The 19,434-nt window shown below is 65.8% G+C and carries 17 protein-coding genes and 1 pseudogene; 13 read left to right on the top strand and 5 right to left on the bottom strand.

The features are described 5' to 3' along the window. Positions 1–83: 83 nt before the first annotated feature. Complete coding sequence (locus ACFVJ5_RS27460; protein WP_379224357.1) at positions 84–707, top strand: TetR/AcrR family transcriptional regulator; 624 nt, start codon at positions 84–86, stop codon at positions 705–707. Here the strand turns inward: ACFVJ5_RS27460 and ACFVJ5_RS27455 are convergent. Further along, positions 704–1,132, bottom strand: coding sequence for a hypothetical protein (locus ACFVJ5_RS27455; protein WP_379224355.1), 429 nt, complete (start codon positions 1,130–1,132; stop codon positions 704–706). The genes ACFVJ5_RS27460 and ACFVJ5_RS27455 overlap by 4 nt on opposite strands. A gap of 446 nt (positions 1,133–1,578) precedes the next feature. Here ACFVJ5_RS27455 and ACFVJ5_RS27450 point away from each other — a divergent pair, with 446 nt between their 5' ends. From ACFVJ5_RS27450 to ACFVJ5_RS27430, 5 genes are all read left to right on the top strand, one after another. Beyond that, positions 1,579–2,181 carry a TetR/AcrR family transcriptional regulator gene (locus ACFVJ5_RS27450; protein ID WP_379224353.1) on the top strand — a complete coding sequence of 201 codons (603 nt, stop codon included), beginning with the start codon at positions 1,579–1,581 and terminating at the stop codon, positions 2,179–2,181. Further along, positions 2,168–3,166, top strand: coding sequence for an SMP-30/gluconolactonase/LRE family protein (locus ACFVJ5_RS27445; RefSeq protein ID WP_379224352.1), 999 nt, complete (start codon positions 2,168–2,170; stop codon positions 3,164–3,166). The genes ACFVJ5_RS27450 and ACFVJ5_RS27445 overlap by 14 nt, the downstream gene beginning before the upstream one ends. An 823-nt stretch (positions 3,167–3,989) precedes the next feature. Beyond that, on the top strand, positions 3,990–5,330 hold the full coding sequence (locus ACFVJ5_RS27440; protein WP_379224350.1) for an NtaA/DmoA family FMN-dependent monooxygenase: 1,341 nt from the start codon (positions 3,990–3,992) through the stop codon (positions 5,328–5,330). Positions 5,331–5,942: 612 nt separating this feature from the next. Further along, on the top strand, positions 5,943–7,448 hold the full coding sequence (locus ACFVJ5_RS27435; RefSeq protein WP_379224348.1) for an MFS transporter: 1,506 nt from the start codon (positions 5,943–5,945) through the stop codon (positions 7,446–7,448). Positions 7,449–7,631: 183 nt separating this feature from the next. Next, complete coding sequence (locus tag ACFVJ5_RS27430; RefSeq protein WP_379224346.1) at positions 7,632–8,225, top strand: TetR/AcrR family transcriptional regulator; 594 nt, start codon at positions 7,632–7,634, stop codon at positions 8,223–8,225. A gap of 498 nt (positions 8,226–8,723) precedes the next feature. Here ACFVJ5_RS27430 and ACFVJ5_RS27425 read toward each other — a convergent pair whose 3' ends face one another. After that, positions 8,724–9,059, bottom strand: coding sequence for an ArsR/SmtB family transcription factor (locus tag ACFVJ5_RS27425; RefSeq protein ID WP_379224344.1), 336 nt, complete (start codon positions 9,057–9,059; stop codon positions 8,724–8,726). A gap of 177 nt (positions 9,060–9,236) precedes the next feature. Here ACFVJ5_RS27425 and ACFVJ5_RS27420 point away from each other — a divergent pair, with 177 nt between their 5' ends. Both ACFVJ5_RS27420 and ACFVJ5_RS27415 read left to right on the top strand, forming a co-directional pair. Then, positions 9,237–9,971: an NADPH-dependent F420 reductase gene (locus ACFVJ5_RS27420; RefSeq protein WP_379224342.1), complete on the top strand. Its 735-nt coding sequence runs from the start codon at positions 9,237–9,239 to the stop codon at positions 9,969–9,971. Positions 9,972–10,005: 34 nt separating this feature from the next. Continuing rightward, positions 10,006–11,349, top strand: a complete 1,344-nt coding sequence (locus ACFVJ5_RS27415) for an NtaA/DmoA family FMN-dependent monooxygenase (protein ID WP_379224340.1) — start codon at positions 10,006–10,008, stop codon at positions 11,347–11,349. Between the two features lie 355 nt (positions 11,350–11,704). Here ACFVJ5_RS27415 and ACFVJ5_RS27410 read toward each other — a convergent pair whose 3' ends face one another. Beyond that, entirely contained in the window at positions 11,705–12,319 is a 615-nt protein-coding gene (locus tag ACFVJ5_RS27410; RefSeq protein ID WP_379224338.1) for a TetR family transcriptional regulator, read from the bottom strand. 98 nt (positions 12,320–12,417) lie between these two features. Between ACFVJ5_RS27410 and ACFVJ5_RS27405 the strand changes: the two are divergent. Then, positions 12,418–13,240, top strand: a pseudogene (locus tag ACFVJ5_RS27405) (SDR family NAD(P)-dependent oxidoreductase). Between the two features lie 491 nt (positions 13,241–13,731). Here the strand turns inward: ACFVJ5_RS27405 and ACFVJ5_RS27400 are convergent. Continuing rightward, positions 13,732–13,995: a YybH family protein gene (locus ACFVJ5_RS27400; RefSeq protein WP_379224337.1), complete on the bottom strand. Its 264-nt coding sequence runs from the start codon at positions 13,993–13,995 to the stop codon at positions 13,732–13,734. Positions 13,996–14,008: 13 nt separating this feature from the next. Next, entirely contained in the window at positions 14,009–14,887 is an 879-nt protein-coding gene (locus tag ACFVJ5_RS27395) for an alpha/beta fold hydrolase (RefSeq protein ID WP_379224335.1), read from the bottom strand. Positions 14,888–15,085: 198 nt separating this feature from the next. Here ACFVJ5_RS27395 and ACFVJ5_RS27390 point away from each other — a divergent pair, with 198 nt between their 5' ends. The 4 genes from ACFVJ5_RS27390 to ACFVJ5_RS27375 all read left to right on the top strand — a co-directional run bounded on the left by ACFVJ5_RS27390 (position 15,086) and on the right by ACFVJ5_RS27375 (position 19,423). Next, positions 15,086–15,688, top strand: a complete 603-nt coding sequence (locus ACFVJ5_RS27390; protein WP_379224333.1) for a TetR family transcriptional regulator — start codon at positions 15,086–15,088, stop codon at positions 15,686–15,688. Between the two features lie 110 nt (positions 15,689–15,798). Then, entirely contained in the window at positions 15,799–16,533 is a 735-nt protein-coding gene (locus ACFVJ5_RS27385) for a hypothetical protein (RefSeq protein WP_379224331.1), read from the top strand. Positions 16,534–17,066: 533 nt separating this feature from the next. Further along, positions 17,067–18,599 (top strand): nitric oxide reductase activation protein NorD, encoded by a 1,533-nt coding sequence (locus ACFVJ5_RS27380; RefSeq protein WP_379224329.1) that lies wholly within the window; start codon positions 17,067–17,069, stop codon positions 18,597–18,599. 23 nt (positions 18,600–18,622) lie between these two features. Continuing rightward, positions 18,623–19,423, top strand: coding sequence for an AAA family ATPase (locus ACFVJ5_RS27375; RefSeq protein ID WP_379224327.1), 801 nt, complete (start codon positions 18,623–18,625; stop codon positions 19,421–19,423). Positions 19,424–19,434 lie beyond the last annotated feature (11 nt).

Below are 19,434 nucleotides of genomic sequence, written 5' to 3'. Positions count from 1 at the left end.
TAGGGAAACTAAGACAACAAAAGAGATCCTATCCCATTATGGGATTGAGTACCACTTGCGCTCAGTTGTACTAGACTCACGACATGGCCGAGACATCCAGGGCCGCGCCTACCACACTGCGGGAGCGGACACGAGCCGCGATGCGCGATGAGGTCGTCGAGACAGCGTTCCGGCTCTTCTCCGAACAAGGCTTCGACAAGACAACGGTTGAACAGATCGCCGCCGAGGCCGGGTTGTCGCGGACCACCTTCTTCCGATACTTCGGCACTAAGGAAGAACTGATCCTCGGCAAAATGAGTGAGTTCGGCCCTCGGATCGCCGCTGCGCTCGCCGCCCGCCCCATCGACGAACGTCCCTGGGAAGCGCTACGGCGTTCGTTCGACGTGATCACCCAGCCGATGGCTGACGAGCGCCAGCCGTTCCTGAATCTGATGCGACTGCTCGATGACGCCTGCGGCCTGATGACCCGTCAGTGGGAGAAGACGCAAGGCTGGCACAGCCTGCTGGTGCCCGTGATCACTCGCCGGCTCCGCGATGACCCGGAATCCGCGGCCGACCTGCGCGCCAACGCCCTCGTAGGCTCGGCACTCTCCTGCCTCGACGCCGCCACCGACGCCTGGACCGCCACCGACGGAGCCACGCCGCTGTCCGTACTACTCGACCAGGCCATGGAAGTACTGGTCGAGCCGACCGAAAAGCTGGACTAGGCCGCGACCGCAGAGCCGATGCGCCCATGTCCCGGACCACTTCGCCAACGCGGTCGCCACGCATCCCTATGCGGGATCACTCTCGGGCTCCGCGATTCAGCCACAACCTCTTGCGGAAAGGTCAGATTGCGTCGGCGTCTCGTCGCGAGGGCCCCACGCCAGCCATCCCAGCTGCGGCGATCACCGCGGGAGCCACGGCCAACAGAAGAGAGAGTTTTCGCGGGCTGAGCCGCCAGCAGCGCCCCCGATCGACGGACCGACCACCGGCTCATGTCATGAACCCCAGGGTCGCGGCGCTTGTCGGGATTGTTGGACAGCAACAGGATGCGTCGCATCCCAATGTCCGCGACAAGGTCGGCGCTGACGTGATGGTCGCGCGCGTCGGCACCGTGGCCGTCCTCGATGGAATGCGTCGAAGGCGTCAACGCATTGATCCTGAAGGTTCTACGCCCGCAAGCGTTCGGACTGATACCCAACGATGCCTGTTGACCGACTGATCACGCTCATCCCACACGCCCTAAGCGCCGGTTCACAGCTCACGTATCAGTGACCCAGGCACACAAACGCTGCCCGCCTGACGCTAGCTCCGATTCCTTGAGTCCCGTCTCCAGGTGTCCCTACTCAACTTCTCCAGGTGTCCCTACTCAAGGAGAAGCGCAGACCGCGCAGGCACATCAGCGAGGCTCCCCCACAATACCGGCCTGAGCTCCCAGCAAAGCGGCCGTCCAGCCGCAACCGAGACCGTGCCCAACAGAAAGCAGTGATCGACCCGCCTATTTGACCGGATGCCACCTCCGCTTTATGCTCGAACCCATTCGGAGGCAGCATCCGTTTCTATGCGAGCGCGGGACTGCCAGAGGCAGGAGGGTGCATGAACGCCGGTGAACAGCGAGTGCGCAAGCCCCGTGCGGACGTCCAGCGCAACCGCGCAGCCCTGCTCGAAACCGCGCAGCGCCATTTCCTACGGAACGGGGTCGGCACCTCCCTCGACGCGGTAGCTAGGGAGGCGGGCTTGGGGCCCGGCACCCTGTACCGGCACTTCCCCACTCGGGAGGCGCTGCTGGCGGCGGTACTCCAGAGTTTGCAGACATGTTCCGAGGAGCTGGTGGCCCGCCAAGCCGAGATTGATCAGTTGAGCGATGCCGACGAGGTGTTGGAGCAGTGGCTGCGGGCGATGGAGGAGTACTTCAGCACCTTCAGCGGGCTCTCGGACCCGCTCATGGCCGCGGCCCAGGCCCAGGCTCCAGACGACCCGCTCAGGATCCCCTGCGACATCTTCATCTCCGCCACCGACAAGTACGTGAAAGCCGCGCAGAGCGCAGGGCACGTGCGCACGTCGATTCGGGGGTATGACCTGTTCCTCGCGGCCTGTTCCATTGCCTGGATCAAAAGCAACGGCGCCAACGAGCAGTCGCTCGACCGGCTCCGCACGCTCCTCGCGAGCGGCTATCGCGAGCGGGATGAGAAGGCCTAAATCGCCGGGCGCCGCGGCTCACTCAGTGATCCGACAATGCCCGAAACCGCAATTTCTATCAAGGAGGATATTTATGAGTCATTCGCCAAGGGTCCTGCCCGCTGACGCTCGCCGCATTGTGGCGCAGGGTGATCTCGGCTACCTCGAGGCCGCCCGTTGGCATCGTGGGGCGCTGTGGTTCTCGGACATGACCCGGTGCAAGATCAATCGCCTGTTCCCCGGCGAACCACTCGAGGTTGTCGCCGATGTGCCTGGGCGCCCCTCGGGTCTCGGTTTCGGTCCCGACGGGGCACCGATGGTTGTTTCCATCGACGATGGCCGACTGCTGCGCGTGGGAAGCAACGAGTTGGAGGAACTCGCCGACCTCGCTCCGGTCGCGTTCCATCCCAATGACATGGCCGTGGACCGAGAGGGCCGCGCGTACATCGGTCCGCAGGGCTACGTTTTCGGAACCGATCCCATCGGCGTGGGTTTGATCATCCGCCATCCCGATGGCCGAATCGAGACGGGCGGCAAGGACCTCATATTCCCCAACGGCATCGCCATCTCAGGCAATGGACGCACTCTGGTCGTCGCGGAATCGTTTCGGGCGCCACGGACCAGACTCACCGCGTTCACCGTGACCGACGACGGTGCGCTGACAGACCAGCGCGTGTTCGCTGAATTCCGGTCACCGGATACAGAGGCCATCGATGGCATCGCCATCGACAGCGAGGGTGCGGTCTGGGCGGCTTTCCCGTGGATCGGTGAATTTCGGCGTGTCCGCGAAGGAGGCGAGGTCACCGACGTCATCCGGATAGACCCGGACACCGCGACATATCCCGACGGCGGCACTTTCGCGGTGGATGCGGTACTCGGCGGACCGGAGATGAAGACCCTCTACCTGCTCATCTCGGACACAAGCCCCACGCGCCTCGTCAATGGCATGGATGCCACAGGCCGGATCGAAGCTATCGAGGTAGAGGTAGCAGGAATCCGGGACTGACGACAGACTCCTGCGTCGGCGACAGCGTCTTCACGGCAGCGTCCCGGAGCACTTCGTGCCCTCCCAGCGACAGCCATCCTGGAGGACGTAGCGGAGATGAAATCGCGCGACCCACCGCCGACCCGCCCGCCGCCCTCATGCGCGAAACAGCATGAAGGCGGCATTGGCGGCGCGTCAGAACACCTACGAGCGAACACGAACAGCGCTCAGTCTCCCCGCGCGCGGTCGCAGCCCTGCTGGCATCGGCACGTTGTCGGCTTTGGCAAGGTGCGCCCTTCAGCTGACCTTACGACGGCGGCACTCCCGGCAAGGCCAATTGCCCCATGCCCGGCCACGATGACGGCGACTGCGCGCCATGGAAATGAAACGCCTTGTCCGGCACAGCATCCCTCTTCACCGACCTCGCGCGGCCCCCGGCAAATTCATGCCCGCCCCCTCGAGATCGATGCCGACACCGTCCACGCGGTCCTGGACGTTCCCGAGGATCTCAAGCTGCCGTTCGGCATCTCCTTCGGTACGGCCGACCCCGCGGCACCGGTGAACGCGTTCGGCAGCACACGCATCCCGCTCCAGCAGAGCATGGTCCTCACAACACTCCTGGCGTCCTCGACGGTCAATAATCCGTCCGCCCGCTGCCGCCCACCCAGCGCGTGGGTGGCTGCCACTCGGCCGACTGGACCAGGAGCCCGCGCCCACGCCTTCGTTGCCGCCCTCCTGACCCTCGCCAGATCCCGCCCTTGACAATTCGGAGGATGCCTCCGTAATTTGGAGAAGACAATCGGAGGTCGCCTCCGCTTTTCTCGCCTCGCTTGGAGGAGCAACAATGACAAGCCGACAGATGGTTCTGGGAATGCAGTTCAGCGGCGGTTACGGGGCCGAGCCCGGAGCCTGGCGGCTGCCGGGCGCGAACCTGAACAGCTACACGGACATGGACCAGTTCGTGCGGTACGCACAGACCGCCGAGCGCGGCAAAGTCCAGCTGCTGTTCATCGCCGACACCCCGGTCCTGGATATGGACCTCACCCACCACGCTCCGCGCCAGGCCATCGAGCCGCTGCTGCTGCTGACCGTCCTCGCCCGCGAGACCAAGCGGATCGGCCTGGTCACCACCGCCTCCACCACTTTCACCGAGCCATACAACCTCGCCCGCCAGTTCAAGGCCTTGGACGTCATCAGCCACGGCCGCGCCGGCTGGAACGCAGTGACAACCTCCACCCCAGCCGCCGCAGCGAACTTCGGCAGCCGGATCCCGCCGCGCGCGGAGAAGTACGAGCGCGCCCACGAGGTCATCCAGATCGTGCAAGCGTTGTGGGGTAGCTGGGAAAAAGACGCCTTGCTGCTCGACGTCGAGAACAAGCGGTACGCCGACATGGACAAGATCCGGCCGGTCGGCCTGCAGGGCCGCCACGTCGCCTCTCGCGGCCCACTGCCCATCCCCCCGTCCGAGCAGGGCCAGCCGGTCATCTTCCAGGCGGGCGGCGGCGATTACGGCCTCGAGATCGCGGGCCGTTACGCCAGCGGGGTCTACGCCAACCCGTACACCATCGAGGACGCCCAGGCACAACGCCAGGCTCTGCGGGACGCCGCCAAGCGCGCCGGTCGCGACCCGGACGAGGTAAAGATGCTCGCCGGCTTCATGCCGACCATCGCCTCCTCCCGCGGGGACGCTCTGCAGCGGCGCCGCTTCCTCGACGAGGTCGTCGACCTGGGCCAGCGCGTCCGTTACCTCGGCACCATGATCGGCCTCCCGCTCGACCCTGACCAGCTCGACGAGCCGCTGACCACGCAGCAGTTGGCCGACGCCGTGCCCAGCCCGCACGACCCGCGCTCGGCCCGCGCCCTCGAAGTGGCCCGGGAAGGCTGGAGTCTGCGCGATGTGCTGGCCCACGGGGTGATCGACTACCACCCGGTGATCGCCGGCACCGCCACCGACGTGGCCGACCACATGCAGGAATGGTTCGAGGCGGGGGCCTGCGACGGCTTCTCGATCGCGCTGGACGGCTTCCACGACGGTTTCGACGCCTTTGTCGACCAGGTCGTCCCGATACTGCAGGAACGCGGCCTGTTCCACGAGGACTACGAAGGCCCCACGCTGCGTGAGAACCTCGGCGCCCATGAGCAGTACGGCCTCGACCCGCGCGTCTCCGAGCAGGCCCGGCCGTGACCACCACGCCGCCTGCCACCATCGCGGCCTCCGGCACCGCCAGCCGCCCGACACCGCAGGCGTTCCGCGACACGCCATGGCCGCTGCCGCCTCCTTGGTCGCTGCGATCACCTCCATGGATGGGACGCCGCGCATGGCACCACCGTCTGGGCAATCGCCTCGCACTCGCTGACGTCGCCGCAGGTGCTGGTCTTGCCGGACAACCAGCTGCGAGCTCCTCGCCCTCGTCCGTCGTACCAACCGCTTCGAACTCGACCTGGGCCAATCTCGCCACGGCCTTCGGCCTCGAGGTCCCGGACAGCACCGACAGAGCGCCGCCTGGACGGCAGACCGGAACTGTCGACGACCACACCGACCTTCTCGCCCACCTCACCGCCGCAGAGTCAGGCTCGGACGACCCGAGCCCTCAGCTACCACCAGCGTTCTCCGGCATGCACACCCAAGCCACCTGACGGCAGGCGCCACCTGCCGTAGAACGCCAACTTCCGCGGCCATTCATAGGCCCACCCGACGATGAAACGCTCGCTCGACGAACTGGCCGACATCGCCGCCGGCAGCGGCAAAGAGCAGAGCGACCGACCATTCGCATCACACCCCCGAGGACCCCCGCGCATGAAGCAAGCCTTTCTGGCCACCGACCGTGGCACTTTCCGTGAAGACCAGCTGCCCCCAGGTGACGCGGCAGTGTCGGCATCGATCCATCCGGCCGCCGGGACTCCCGCAAAAAGCGGGCTCGTGCCCGTCCTCGCATTCAGCGGCATCGTCGTCGCGGTTATGCAGACCCTGCTCGTCCCCGTCGTCGCCGATCTCCCGCGTCTGCTGGACACCACGGCGTCCAACGCCGCCTGGGTGATCACCGCGTCGCTGCTGTCCAGTGCCATCGCCACTCCGGTGTTGGGGCGGCTCGGCGACCTCTACGGCAAGCGCCGCCTTGTCCTCGTCAGCCTCGGGCTGATGGTGGTGGGCTCGCTGATCTCCGGATTCACCTCGGACCTCATGCTGATGGTCGTGGGCCGCGCCGTGCAGGGCTTCGCGTTGGGCGCGATACCGCTCGGCATCGGCCTCATTCGGGACGAATTGCCATCTGAGCGGCACGGATCGGCCATGGCGCTGATGAGTAGCTCTCTGGGCGTCGGTGGCGCGCTAGCCATACCGCTGGCCGCGATCATCGCCCAGAACGTCGACTGGCACTGGCTGTTCTTCGCCGCTGCCGCGCTAGGTGCGGTGGCCATGGCCGCGATCTTCGCTGTCGTTCCCGAGAGCGCGCAGCGCAGCCCCGGACGCTTCGACGTGATCGGCGCGCTCGGGCTCGCGCTCGGGCTCGTCGCCCTGCTGCTGCCCGTGTCCAAGGGCGCCGACTGGGGCTGGGCAAGCGCCACCACACTGGGGTTCTTCGCCGCCGCCGTCGCGATCTTCCTGCTCTGGGGCCTCTTCGAACTACGCACCAAGGACCCGCTGTTGAACCTGCGCACTGCCTCGCGGCGTCAGATCCTTCTCACCAACCTGGCCGCGATCGCCGTCGGCCTCGCGTTCTTCGCGGTGACACTCGTCCTGCCGCAGCTGCTACAGCTGCCCAAATCCACCGGTTACGGGCTGGGGATGTCCATGGTCACCACCGGCGTCTGCGCGGCATCCATGGGCTTCGCAATGATGATTGTCTCCCCGCTCTCCGCCCGGCTGTCAGCCGCGCGCGGGCCCAAGGTCGCGCTGATGACGGGGCTCGCGCTGCTCGCTGTCGCATATCTGGCGGGGACGATGCTGCTGGGCTCCGTGTGGCAGATCGTGCTCGTCGCCGTCCTCGCGGGCAGCGGCGTAGGCGTCGCCTACTCGGCGATGCCAGCGCTCATCCTCGGCGCTGTCGACCCGTCGGAATCGGGCGTGGCCAACGGGCTGAACTCGCTGATGCGTTCCATCGGCACGTCGATGTCCAGCGCCGTCGTCGGTGTCGTCCTCGCAAGCACGGCGCAGCGGATGGGCAACACCGAGATACCCACGCTGGACGGCTTCCGCACCGCATTCCTGATCGCGGCCGGAGCGGCGCTGCTTGGCCTCGCCCTCGCGGCGTTCCTGCCGGGGCGTCCGCGACGTGACACGACACAACAGAGCCCGAGTTCGTAACCGCTCCCATGCCGGGGTGCGGTGCGGCCTGCGGTGTTGTCACCACCGCCGAGCAAGCCGTCGCCGACACAGCCGTAATCGAGCATTCGCTCCCGGGCGACATCGCAGCTGTCGGCGGTGTTGGCATAGAATCGCCGACACTGGTCTCGATGTGGCAAGAGCGACCAGAGATCAGGAGGGTGCATGAATGCCACCGAACAGCGAGAGCGCAAGCCTCGCGCGGACGTCGAGCGCAACCGCGCAGCCCTGCTACAGACCGCGCAGCGCCACTTCCTGCGGCACGGGGTCGGCACCTCGCTCGAGGCCATAGCCAAGGAGGCGGGCGTAGGGCCCGGCACCCTGTACCGACACTTCCCCACCCGAGAGGCGCTACTGGCAGCGGTTCTCCAGACCCGTTCCGAAGAGCTGGTGGCCCGCCAGTCCGACATCGAACAATTGAGCGATGTCGGCGAGGTATTGGAGCACTGGCTGCGGGCGATGGAGGAGTATTTCAGCGCCTTCAGCGGGCTCCCGGATCCGCTAATGGCTGCGGCCCGGGCGCAGGATTCGGACAATCCGCTCACGATCCCCTGCGACATCTTCATCACCGCCACCGACAAGTACGTGGAAGCCGCCCAGCTCGCGGGACACGTGCGCGCGACGGTGCGAGGGTACGACCTGTTCCTCGCCGCCTGTTCCATTGCCTGGATCAAAGGCAACGGCGCCGACGAGGAGTCGCTCGACCGGCTCCGCACACTCATCGCAAGCGGCTACCGCGATCGCAACGAGAAATCGTAGATCACCGCTGGTCACGGTGATCGCCCATTTCGATCCAGCACCGCCGCGTCGTCCAGAAAAAGGAAGCGTTCGCCCGAGAACGCTGCCCACTGGCGCTCGCCGTGTGGTGCCCCAGAATGGTCTTCGCACTTCAGACCCTCATACACGTCACCTACAACCAACAAGACATGAGCAATCGGAGGCCACGCGGCTGCGGCCGACTCGAACGCGTAACACCGTCGCCCAGCGCGAGCGTCGCCTCCGCTCGGACGAATTGCACGACTGCCAATCGTCAAGGTCGACACGGCCTGAGGTGGCCAGGGTACGACGCCAGCATAGCTGTGCGTAGAGCGCGGCCCGAGGGCACCGCGTCCCGTCGATACTGGCCCGCAGGTCCGCCCCGCGCTCGCACGAGGCGGCGAGTTCTCCGGCCCACTACCTGATCCGGGTCTGGGCCGAAGCGAGTGGAGCTGGACGACTTACTCCACCGCGATATCGCCCACGAGCCACCGAGGTGAGCTAAGACACTCTTGCCCCGCGTGACGACTCTTCGAGAACGAGCGTCAGTAGCCCGGGGAAGCGTCGGTCGAGCTCTTCGCCGCGGAGCCAGTTGCGATGCTTGTTGCCTTGCGCCTCTTGCCTGATGAGACCTGACTCGCGGAGTATGCGCCAATGGCGGGTCAGGGCGGATTTCGACACGCCATAGTCCGCATTGCTGCACGCTCGGCCCGGCTCTTCTGCGAGCTGGACGACAATCGCTCTCCGCACCGGGTCGGTGAGCGCCGACATCACCTCGAAGAGGTCGAACTCCTCCTCGGTCGGGATGGTGAGCGGGTTTGCCAATCGACTGGCCATGGGTTCGATCCTGTTCTGCATACGAAAGATGTACCGCTTTGCGCGTACATCATCTACAGTGGATGTACAGCGAAGCACGTACATCCAGTCTGCTCGCTTGTGCGCGGAACGACAAGCCCCGTCACCACAACTCTCTGAGCGCCGGTTGCGCTCGACACGAACGAAGGAGGATCGGGAATGAAGGTTTCAGTCATCGGTGCCGGAGCAATCGGCGGCAATATCGCGCGCCTGCTCAGCGAAGCCGGGCACGACGTGTTCATCGCGGACGCGCGAGGGCCGGAATCCGTGGATTCCGCAGTGACCGCGGCGGGTGCGCGGCCGGTCGAGCTCACTGCTGCGGCAAAGGAGCGCGACGTCGTCGTCCTGGCGATTCCGTTCGGGGTGCAGCCCGAGCTCGAAGAGCTTGTCAAGGCTGTACCGGGAAGCACCGTGGTCGTGGACACCTCGAACTACTACCCCTCCATGAACGGGCACATCCCGGCCGTCGACGAGGGACAGGTCGAGAGCGTGTGGAGCCAGGAACAGTTGGGGCGCCCGATCGTGAAGGCCTGGAACGCGGCCTTGGCCGAGACGCAGCGAAGCAAGGGCAAGCCCGCCGGTAGCGCCGACAGAATCGCGATCCCGGTCGCGGGCGACTCCGCCGAGGCCCGTGCGACAGTGATGCGTCTCGTCGCCGACACCGGTTTCGACGCCTATGACGCCGGCCTGCTCACGGAGTCGTGGCGCCAGCAGCCCGGAACACCGGCGTACTGCACCGAGCTGGGCATGCAGGATCTCGGGCGGGCTCTTGCTGCAGCGGAGAAGGACAAAGCGCCTGCCACGCGCGATGGCCTGATGGCGCACTTCGGCTCCCTCGCCGCGATGCCCTCCCACGAAGAGACCGTCAGGACCAACCGCGCCGCCCACCGATAGCTCACTTCTACTCATGCACCGAACGAAGGACACCATGACAACCGGGAAACAGATGATCCTGGGGATGCACCTCGGCAATGGTTACGGCTCGCAGAGTTCTGCGTGGCGAGCACCAGGGGTAGACCCCGCGAACTACACCAGCTTCGATGCCCAGGTGCGCTACGCCCAAGCCGCCGAGCGGGGAAAGTTCGCCTTCCTGTTCCTGCCCGACTTCCTGGGCGAGCAGGCCGACCTCACCCGAGAATCACTCATGATCACCCTCGAACCGATGATGACGCTGGCAGCGATCGCCCGTGAAACGACGCGAATCGGCCTCGTAGCGACCGGTTCCACGACATTCAACGAGCCCTTCAACATCGCACGTCAATTCAAAGCCCTCGATGTGATGAGCCACGGCCGCGCGGGGTGGAATGCGGTCACCACCAGCGACCCGGTCGCTGCCGCGAACTACGGACAGGCCATCGCACCGCGGCCGCAGCGCTACCAGCGCGCTCACGAGACCATCCAGATCACCCAGGCTCTCTGGGGCAGCTGGGGCAAAGACGCCTGGGTGAAGGACACCGAGACCGGGCACTTCGCTGACCCGGCGAAAATCCAGCCGATCAACCTGCAGGGCGAGTACGTCGCCTCGCGCGGCCCGCTGTCCATCCCCCCGTCCGAGCAGGGACAGCCCGTCATCTTCTCCGCCGGTGGTGGGGCGAACGGCGCGGAGATCGCCGGTAGGTACGCCAGCGGAGTCATCGGCGCCGTGTTCACGATCGAGGACGCCCGCAACCAGCGCGAAGAGCTGCGCGAGGCGGCCCGGCGAGCAGGCCGCGACCCTGATGAGGTGAAGTTCTTCGCCGGCGTGATGCCTGCCATCGGGGCAACCAAGCGGGAGGCGCTGGACCGTCGAGTGGCTCTCGGTGAGCTCACCGCGCCCGCCCGAGTGCCCTACCTGGGCGCCATGCTGAATCTACCCGCGACGCTGAACGTCAGCCAACTCGACCAGCCCCTCACGCCCGCACAGTTGGCTGCGGCGAGCCCCAACCCCTACGACCCGCGCAGCGTGCGCGCGCTCGAGGTCGCCCGCGAAGGCTGGACGATCCGCGATATCCTCGCCCACGGCGTCATCGACTACCACCCCACCCCCGTCGGTAGTGCATCGGTGATCGCGGACCATATGCAGGAGTGGTTCGAGGCGGGCGCCTGCGACGGTTTCTGGGTCTCCATCGACATCAATGAAGATGGCATCGACACCTTCGTCGAGGAGGTCGTGCCTATTCTTCAGGAGCGCGGACTATACCACGAGGACTACGAAGGCGCCACGCTGCGGGATCACCTCGGCGTGCCTGCGCAATACGGACTCGACCCCCGCATCGCTGCTTCGGCGGAATGACCGAACCCTGCCCACAACAGGAGGAAGCGACCGTGTCGTGACCATGATCAATTGATGATCTCGTCGTTCGTCGTGGGTGCATTTTCGACTGACACTCAGATGAGTGTCATGGTGGCGAACGATATCTATCCGGCCTGGCTGCGGGCAGCCTGCCTGGGCTTTCTCACCGGAGTCGAGCGGGTCGGACCGTCGATCGGTGGGCTCTGCTGGCGGCTCGGTTGCCGGCGACTCAATTTTTCTGAGGGCCGTGATTCCCGCAGTGGTCGCTGTGGCCAGGATGGCTGCCGTGGGGCTCTCGCATCGAGCCGCCGACGCAAGAGGTAGTGGCTGGTTTCCGCGTCGCGACCGAGGCCAGTTATGCCGTCGGTTCGACCAGCACACCCATTGCCTGGTCGAGAAGCTCGGACAACGGTGCGGCTCCGCCGGCGGCGGTCCAGGCGTCGGTTGCGGCGTCCAGGCAGGAGATCGCCGAGCCTACGAGGGCATGGGCGCGCAGGTCGCCCGTGGATTGCGGGTCACAGCCGAGCCGGTGGCTGATTTCCGGCACCAGGAGGCTGTGCCAACCCTGCGTCTTCTCCCACTGACGGGTCATCAGGGCGCAAGCGTCGTCGAGAAGCCGCATCAGATTCAGAAACGGCTGGGGCTCGGCCACCGCCGGTTCGGTGATCACGTCGAAGGAACGACGCAGTGCCTCCCAGGACCGCTCATCGGCGGGGCGGTCGGCGAGCGCCGCGGCGATCCTGGGACCGAACTCGCTCATCTTGCCGAGGACGAGCTCCTCCTTGGTGCCGAAGTACCGGAAGAAGGTGGTCCGTGACAACCCGGCCTCAGCGGCGATCTGTTCGACCGTCGTCTTGTCGAAACCCTGTTCGGCGAAGAGCCGGAACGCGACCTCGCTGACCTCGTCGCGCATGGCGGCTCGCGTCCGCTCGCGCAGCGTGGAGCGCTCGGTCCTGGATGCTTCGGCCATGCGGTGAGTCTAGTACACCGACTCTTAATGGTACTCAGTTCCATATAGGGATATAGTCTCTTGCGTTGTCTCGGTATCCCTATCGAGGAGTTCTTCTCATGAGCAAGATCTGGTTCATCACTGGTTCCTCGCGCGGCTTGGGCCGCCACTTCACCGAGGCTGCGCTCTCGCGGGGCGCGACAAGGTCGCGGCAACTGCCCGCAACGCCGACGCGCTCGCCGATCTTGTCGCAGCCCACGGCGACGCGATCCTGCCGTTGACCCTGGACGTCACGGCAAAACCGCTGTGACCGATTCCGTCCGGCGCGCTCACGAGCACTTCGGACGCTTGGACGTCGTCGTCAACAACGCCGGCTACGGTCTGTTCGGCATGGTCGAAGAGCTGACCGAAGACGACCTCCGCGCCAAGTTCGAGACGAACGTCTTCGGCACCCTCTGGGTCGTCCAGGCGGCACTGCCCCACCTGCGCGCTCAGGGCAGCGGCCACATCATCAACGTGACCAGCCTGCTCGCCCTTGCCGCTTTCCCAACCACGGGTGGCTACACCGCCACCAAGGCGGCAGTCGAGGGGCTCTCGGACTCGCTGGCCCAGGAAGTCGCCGGCTTCGGCATCAAGGTCACAGTCGTCGAGCCCAGACCGTTCGGCACCGAGTTCAACGCGTCCTCCGCCCATTCCGCGCCGCTGTCCGCCTACGACAGCTTCCGGGAGACGGTCAACGCCAGCTTCGCCACCATCCCGAACCCCGACCCTGCTGGCGTCGGCCACGCTCTGCTGAAGGTCGTCGACGCCGACACCCCACCCTCCCGGATCTTCTTCGGCACCTTCCCCCTCCAGATCGTCCCGCAGCTCTACGCGGACCGGGTCAAGGGCTGGCAGGAGTGGGCCGAGCTGTCGTCCGAGGTCGAGGCCGGCCCGCGGTGACCCCGCGCGGGTAGGCGGGACGGGTGACTACCTACCCGAAGGGTCGGTGGCTGCCGCCGAGTTCAACCGGCCGAGCGCATCGGCCGGCGCCGGATTTCGGTGGCAGCTCGTCGCCGGGACTCCCAAGGCCGCCACCCCTGCCGCAGAGACGACTCCCCCACGCCCACGAAGGCGGCTTCTCGCCCGTGACCTGGATGCCCAGACGAACAAGCCTGGCCGACTATCAACGCCGTGATCGCCTGGACGGCAGAGCACTACGGGCTCGCGGTCGATTCGACGCGCCGTCAAGTCGACCCACCGACGCCGAACTGGCCGTGCTCGACCTAGGAGCTACCGACCCTTACGCGACGCGACACCCTGCGCTATCGCGAACCAGGAACCGTCTCCACAGCCCGGCGCGCTCGTCAGGAAAAGGGGCAAGCACCGAAGGGATTGTCGAGCATGATCTTCCAGCTGTCATCGGCCTGGTGACGCAGGGTCGCCACCGACAGTCAGGTCTGGGCGATCGGCGTGCCGTCGGGAGCGGTGCCGCTCATCGTCCACGGCGCGATGTGCACGGCGATGTCACCGGTGAGCATGACCTCGTGTCCGTTGTCGTAGCGGAAATCGGGTTTCACCGCGGCGAAGGCGGCGAACCCGGCGCGCAGTTGCTCCTCGCCCCGCACCGGCGCACCTGGTTCGAAGGCGACGACCGCGTCGTCGATGCAGAAGGACATGTCAGTGTCGATATCACCGCGTTCCAGCGCCGCAGTCATCGCGGAAACGGTGCTAGTTCGACAGGAAGCCGCGTAACGCGTCGATCGTCTGACTGGGGACTTCCTCCGGGAGGAAATGCCCGCTGTCAACACTGTGCCCACGGACGTCGTCGGCGTATCGCCGCCAAACCTCGAGCACGTCGTAGCGGGTTCCGACGAAGCCCTGCGCGCCCCACAGGACCAGCAGTGGGCAGGTGATGCGGCGGCCTGCGGCGGCGTCGATCTCGTCGTGTTCGAGATCGACGGAGGCGGCAGCTCGGTAATCCTCGCAGCTTGCCCGGATGGTCTCGGGATCGCTGAAACAACGCACGTATTCCGATACCGCCGCTTCATCGAATACCGCGTCCGGGCCGGACCATTGATCGAGCTTTCGGCGTAGGAAATACTCGGGCGCCCCTCCGATCAGAACTTCGGGCAGATCAGGTTCCTCGGCGAGGAAGAACCAGTGGTCGTAGACAGTAGCCAAGGCACGGTCCACGTTCGCGAAAACATGTCGGGTCGGGGCGATGTCGAGGACTGCGGCTCTTTCGACCCGATCAGAGTGGTCGAGGCACAGCCGATGAGCGACTCGGGCACCGCGGTCGTGACCGACGATCGCGAATCGGTCGTACCCAAGAGCTGTCATCAACCCGACCTGGTCGGCAGCCATCGCGCGCTTGCTATACGACGAATGGTCAGTGTCCGAGGCAGGCTTGCCCGAGTCGCCATACCCACGTAGGTCGGACACGACGACGGTGTGTGATTTGGCCAATGCTGGCGCTACATCACGCCACATCACATGGGTCTGGGGGTAGCCGTGCAGCAGCAGCACTGGTGAACCTTCACCGCTTGTGCGCGCGTGGATGCGGACACCGTCGATATCGATCTCGTGGGTCGTGAAATTGGTGAACATACAGGCGACCTCCTATCGGTTCGGCCGGTCTCGGGGCAGCAGAACTGGCGAGATTCCCCGAGACGGTGGCTGCAGGTCCTCGGCCAGCCCCGAGTGCCCACTTACCCATCAGAACGCACAGTGCCCGATCCCGCTAACCTACTTGGCGGCGACGGACACGGACCCTCGATGAGTCGAGTCAGATCAAAGGAGACGCGAATGGCTGCGACGGACGGCTTGGGGGCACGTGAGGCGAAGCGTCTCCAGACCCGGGAGCGCCTCATGGGTGCGGCGATCGGGGAATTCAAGCGGACCGGGATGGCCGACGCCGACGTCGGTGCCATCGTTGCGGCCGCGGGGGTCGCGCACGGCACGTTCTTCTTCCACTTCCCGACCAAGCAGCATGTCCTGCTCGAGCTCGAACTGCGCGAAGAGCAGCGCATGGTCAAGCAGCTCGGCCGTTTCCTGCGCGGCGACCGCGATCTGACGGAGCTACTGAACGAGGCGATCCGCCTGATCTTGGACCTCGAGCATCGCCTGGGTGGACTGCTGTTCAAGGACTTTCTGGCGGCCCACTTCTCGCAGACGCGCCCGCCCGACGACGGTAGGGAGCATCCGCTCATCGATCTGGTGGCCCAGCGGATCGAACTCGCGCGCGACAGCGGGGCGATCGACCCGGAGGTCACCCCGATCAACAGTGCGGTGTTCTTCCTGCTCGGTCTCTACGCGCTGCTGATCACCACCAGTGGGTGGCCGAACCGACGGGCGCTGGTCGAGGACTACCTCATCCGAACGATGCGCAGCCTCGCACCGGCCCAATGAACGCCCGTACGGCTGCGCGATCGCCATCTTGTTGACTTGAGTCAGTTTTGATACCTTTGTGAGTGCCAGATCGGCCTTCGCGCGCCGACCCTCGTTCACAGGGGAGATCGATGTCGATTCCCGGCAAACCCACCAAGCGCCTCATTGCCCGAGCCGATGCGGATGCAGCGAGCGCGGCCCTGTCCCTCGACGAGCACGCCAGGCGATCGCGAGTGGCGCAGCGGCGCGCCGACAAGTGGTTGATCAGCGGCAGCATCCTGATCGGCACTGCCGCGCTGGGGGTCTTCGGCCTTCCGCTGTTCCTGTACGGCATCCGACTCCTGCGACGCGCCCAGCGTGACGGGCTGACGGTTCGGCCGATGCTGGTCACTCTGCTGGGCTATCTGGTCATCGTCGACGCCGCACTCAATACGGTCGGCTGGGCGCTGGACCTGGTCGCCAATCACACCTTGCTGGCCCGCGTGCTGTTGAACGGGTGGGGCAACATGTTCGACGCCGGCTACTTCTGGCACTACAACGAACTCTGGATCGGCGGCGCGGCGGGCCCCGGCGAGAAGGCGTGGGAAGTCGGATTGATCCTGACGGTGTTCTCCATGCGCATCGCCGCGGCGATCGGATTTCTCCAGATGAAGCGCTGGGGCCAGCAGTGGATGATCGTCACCTGCTGGATGGGCGTGGTCATCTGGGTCGGATATGTGTTCAACATGACGATATACGCCGATGTCCGCTACGCCGGGGTCGTGTTCCCCGTCGTCGGCTGGTGGCTCTACGACATCTTCTACATCAGCCCATTCCTGGCCATCCCCTACCTCCACTCCGTCAACCGCGAAATCTTCTCCGACTGAACGACTGTCGAGGCTGGACCAGCACGGGTGACAACCAGGTGCAGGTCCGAATTGCGGGCACCGGGTTCGGTCGGGGCGGGGTCCTGCCGCGCCATATCAGAGATTGACTTGACTCAGCCAATCTTGTTCAGGTCAGGCCTTCCAACGAAAACTCCTAGGTTCTGATCAAGCGTTAAAGCGATGCTACTGACTGTAGACAGCAGCTCTCACACCATTTAGATTGACTTGAGTCAGCTAACTGCACGGATGGGAGGCCTGATGATCGCGACGGCCGGTCTCGAACCTCTGGACCTATCTCCCACGCCGCGAGGTGCATCCCACCGAGTGCCGGAACGGCGGCAGCGTCCGCTGACATTTGGTCATCCAATCGAGGTCAGGAGCTGGGGCCATGGGCTATCTGTGGGAAATCGCGCGTTACGCGGCGGCGTGGGGCGGCACGGTCGGGATCATCGCATTCTGGTACTGGATGTTCTCCAATATCGGCACATTCTGAGAGCTGCGCGGGTGAGTCATCGCGGGCCAGTAGGTGCGCGATGAACCGACTATCGGATACGCACTCGCTGATGGTCGAGCGCAGTTGCGCGCTGACCGCGGTCGTGTTGAGCGACCGCCGCCGTGACGGTGTCGTACTCGTCACCGGTGAGCATCGTGTGTTCGGGCTGAACCCGAGCATGACAACCGTCCAGGTGCCCCATCCGCCGCTCGCACGGGACTGGTCTCGGCGCACTCTGACATGCGGGATCGCCTTGCAGTGCGCACCGTCGAAGGAACGACTCACCGAACATCGGCTCAACGAACTCAGTGGCGGTGAGCTTCGCGCACTCGCGATCATCGAGGCCGAGGTCGCGTTCGGCTGGATCGGGATCAGATGGCCCGGGCTGGTACCCGAAATCCTGCGCGTAGTCCCCGATCTGGAGATGGCGGCAGCGGACATGGCGGCATCGGCGATGCTCGAACGGGCCGTGACTACGGCCGCGAAGGGGCGTACTCGGACACCGCACCCCCTACTGGGACTGCTGCCTACCGCATATACGCGCTCACTGACCGTGACCGACAGGTTGCGCCGCAGCTTCGGGCGGATGCCGTGGACCACCACGCAGAAGCGGCTGCCCCGACCGTATTCGACGCCCGTGGGCGGTGACGGCGGCGTACGCAATCCCAACCTCCCGCCCCGGAGCCGACCACACGACAACGATCTCGACCGCACCCCCGAGCATCGTCCCGGGATCGCGTATCCCGAATGGAACATGTGGACGCGGCGATTCATGCCCGGTCACGTGGCGGTGCTCGAACAAGCCCACACCGCCCGCGGCCCACAGGCGGTTACCGTCACCGCGGATCTGCGCAAGTGGTTCGAGCAACACACCCACCGTGAAATGACCGACCGGCTCGAAGACGGCTCGATGCTCGATGTCGACCGATACATCGGCCACTACACGGATCTGGCGACCGGCAGCGCGGCCGAGCCCCGGATCTTCCGCGAGTTGATGCCGCGCAGCCGCGATGTCGCCACCGCACTCCTGCTGGATGGCAGCTCCTCACTCGGTGTGCACGGCGGGCAGATCTTTCGCCTCGAACTCGCGTGCGCCGATGCCCTGTCCCACTCCATGCGCCGCGCGCATCAACGCCACGGGATCTTCGTGTTCACCGGCAATACCCGCCATCGCGTAGAAGTGCGGCGCCTGAAGGACTTCGACGACGCGCGGTTCACACCGCCAGGCGGGCTCGGACTGGAGACCGGCGGCTACACCCGCCTCGGGGCACCGCTGCGGCACCTGACCGCGCGACTGCTCGCCCAGCCCGCCGAGCACCGCCTGCTGATCATCATCGGCGACGGCCTGATCTCCGACGAAGGCTACGAGGGCCGCTACGCCTGGGCAGACACCGCACATGCGGTGCAGGAAGCCGACGAGGCGGGAGTGACCGTGTACTACATCGGCATCGGACCGGTGCGGGTCGACCCGCTGCCGGAGGTCTTCGGCCCCCGCCGCTCCCAGCGCATCGGGCAGCTGGCGGACCTGCCACGGGTCCTGGCCCACGTCCATCGCGCGCTCGTCGCCGCCTGAGATCACCGCGGATCGGAGGAACTTTGACCATCGACACCTATGTCGCCGCCGGTAACGAAGTCCAGATGTTCGAGCTGGCTTTCGGCCGGCGCGCTCCGGTCATGCTCACCGGCCCGACCGGCTGCGGGAAAACGCGCTTCGTCGAGCACATGGGCGTGCTCCTGGGCAGGCCCGTGGTCACGATCAGCTGCCACGACGACCTCACCAGCTCCGATCTGGTCGGTCGGTTCATGATCGCCGGTGGTGATGTCGAGTGGATCGACGGGCCACTGACGCGCGCGGTGAAAGCGGGCTCGATCTGCTACCTCGACGAGGTGGTCGAAGCCCGCCACGACTCGCTGGCCATCCTGCATTCGCTAACCGACCACCGCCGCACGCTCTATCTCGACCGGGCCCAGGAAGTAGTGCAAGCACCGCCGACCTTCATGCTCGTGTGCTCCTACAATCCCGGCTACCGCAGCTCGCTCAAAGAACTCAAACCCTCGTTCCGGCAACGATTCATCACCCTGGCGATGACCTACCTGCCGCCCGTGCACGAAGCCGAACTGCTGGTCTCCGAAACCGGAGTAGACCCTGCGGCTGCCCGCCGACTGGTCGCGTGCGCAACGTCGATTCGCCAGGCCGACAGCGCCTTCCATTTCGAACCGCCCTCGACCCGGGTACTCGTCACCGCCGCGGCCATGATCGCGGCGGGCGCCCCCGAGATCGCCGCGGCCGAGGCCTGCGTTCTCGCGCCGCTGAGCAGTGACGGCGCGATCACCGACGGACTACGTGAGATCGCAGCCGCCACCCTGCTCGCTCCCGAAACCTCGTCCACGTCATAGAAAGGTGCGGC

The organism is Nocardia sp. NPDC127606 (assembly GCF_042671725.1).
GTDB lineage: Bacteria > Actinomycetota > Actinomycetes > Mycobacteriales > Mycobacteriaceae > Nocardia.
The sequence above is the reverse complement of the archived record's forward strand: the minus strand, read 5'-3'. Positions and strand labels throughout refer to the sequence as shown.

Excerpts from the sequence above, each read along its gene's own strand:
- ACFVJ5_RS27395 (WP_379224335.1), bottom strand. The coding sequence starts at position 14,887 with ATGTTCACCAATTTCACGACCCACGAGATCGATATCGACGGTGTCCGC.
- ACFVJ5_RS27435 (WP_379224348.1), top strand. The coding sequence starts at position 5,943 with ATGAAGCAAGCCTTTCTGGCCACCGACCGTGGCACTTTCCGTGAAGAC.
- ACFVJ5_RS27380 (WP_379224329.1), top strand. The coding sequence starts at position 17,067 with ATGAACCGACTATCGGATACGCACTCGCTGATGGTCGAGCGCAGTTGC.
- ACFVJ5_RS27430 (WP_379224346.1), top strand. The coding sequence starts at position 7,632 with ATGAATGCCACCGAACAGCGAGAGCGCAAGCCTCGCGCGGACGTCGAG.
- ACFVJ5_RS27440 (WP_379224350.1), top strand. The coding sequence starts at position 3,990 with ATGACAAGCCGACAGATGGTTCTGGGAATGCAGTTCAGCGGCGGTTAC.
- ACFVJ5_RS27410 (WP_379224338.1), bottom strand. The coding sequence starts at position 12,319 with ATGGCCGAAGCATCCAGGACCGAGCGCTCCACGCTGCGCGAGCGGACG.
- ACFVJ5_RS27385 (WP_379224331.1), top strand. The coding sequence starts at position 15,799 with ATGTCGATTCCCGGCAAACCCACCAAGCGCCTCATTGCCCGAGCCGAT.
- ACFVJ5_RS27450 (WP_379224353.1), top strand. The coding sequence starts at position 1,579 with ATGAACGCCGGTGAACAGCGAGTGCGCAAGCCCCGTGCGGACGTCCAG.
- ACFVJ5_RS27445 (WP_379224352.1), top strand. The coding sequence starts at position 2,168 with ATGAGAAGGCCTAAATCGCCGGGCGCCGCGGCTCACTCAGTGATCCGA.
- ACFVJ5_RS27390 (WP_379224333.1), top strand. The coding sequence starts at position 15,086 with ATGGCTGCGACGGACGGCTTGGGGGCACGTGAGGCGAAGCGTCTCCAG.
- ACFVJ5_RS27400 (WP_379224337.1), bottom strand. The coding sequence starts at position 13,995 with ATGACTGCGGCGCTGGAACGCGGTGATATCGACACTGACATGTCCTTC.
- ACFVJ5_RS27460 (WP_379224357.1), top strand. The coding sequence starts at position 84 with ATGGCCGAGACATCCAGGGCCGCGCCTACCACACTGCGGGAGCGGACA.
- ACFVJ5_RS27425 (WP_379224344.1), bottom strand. The coding sequence starts at position 9,059 with ATGGCCAGTCGATTGGCAAACCCGCTCACCATCCCGACCGAGGAGGAG.
- ACFVJ5_RS27420 (WP_379224342.1), top strand. The coding sequence starts at position 9,237 with ATGAAGGTTTCAGTCATCGGTGCCGGAGCAATCGGCGGCAATATCGCG.
- ACFVJ5_RS27415 (WP_379224340.1), top strand. The coding sequence starts at position 10,006 with ATGACAACCGGGAAACAGATGATCCTGGGGATGCACCTCGGCAATGGT.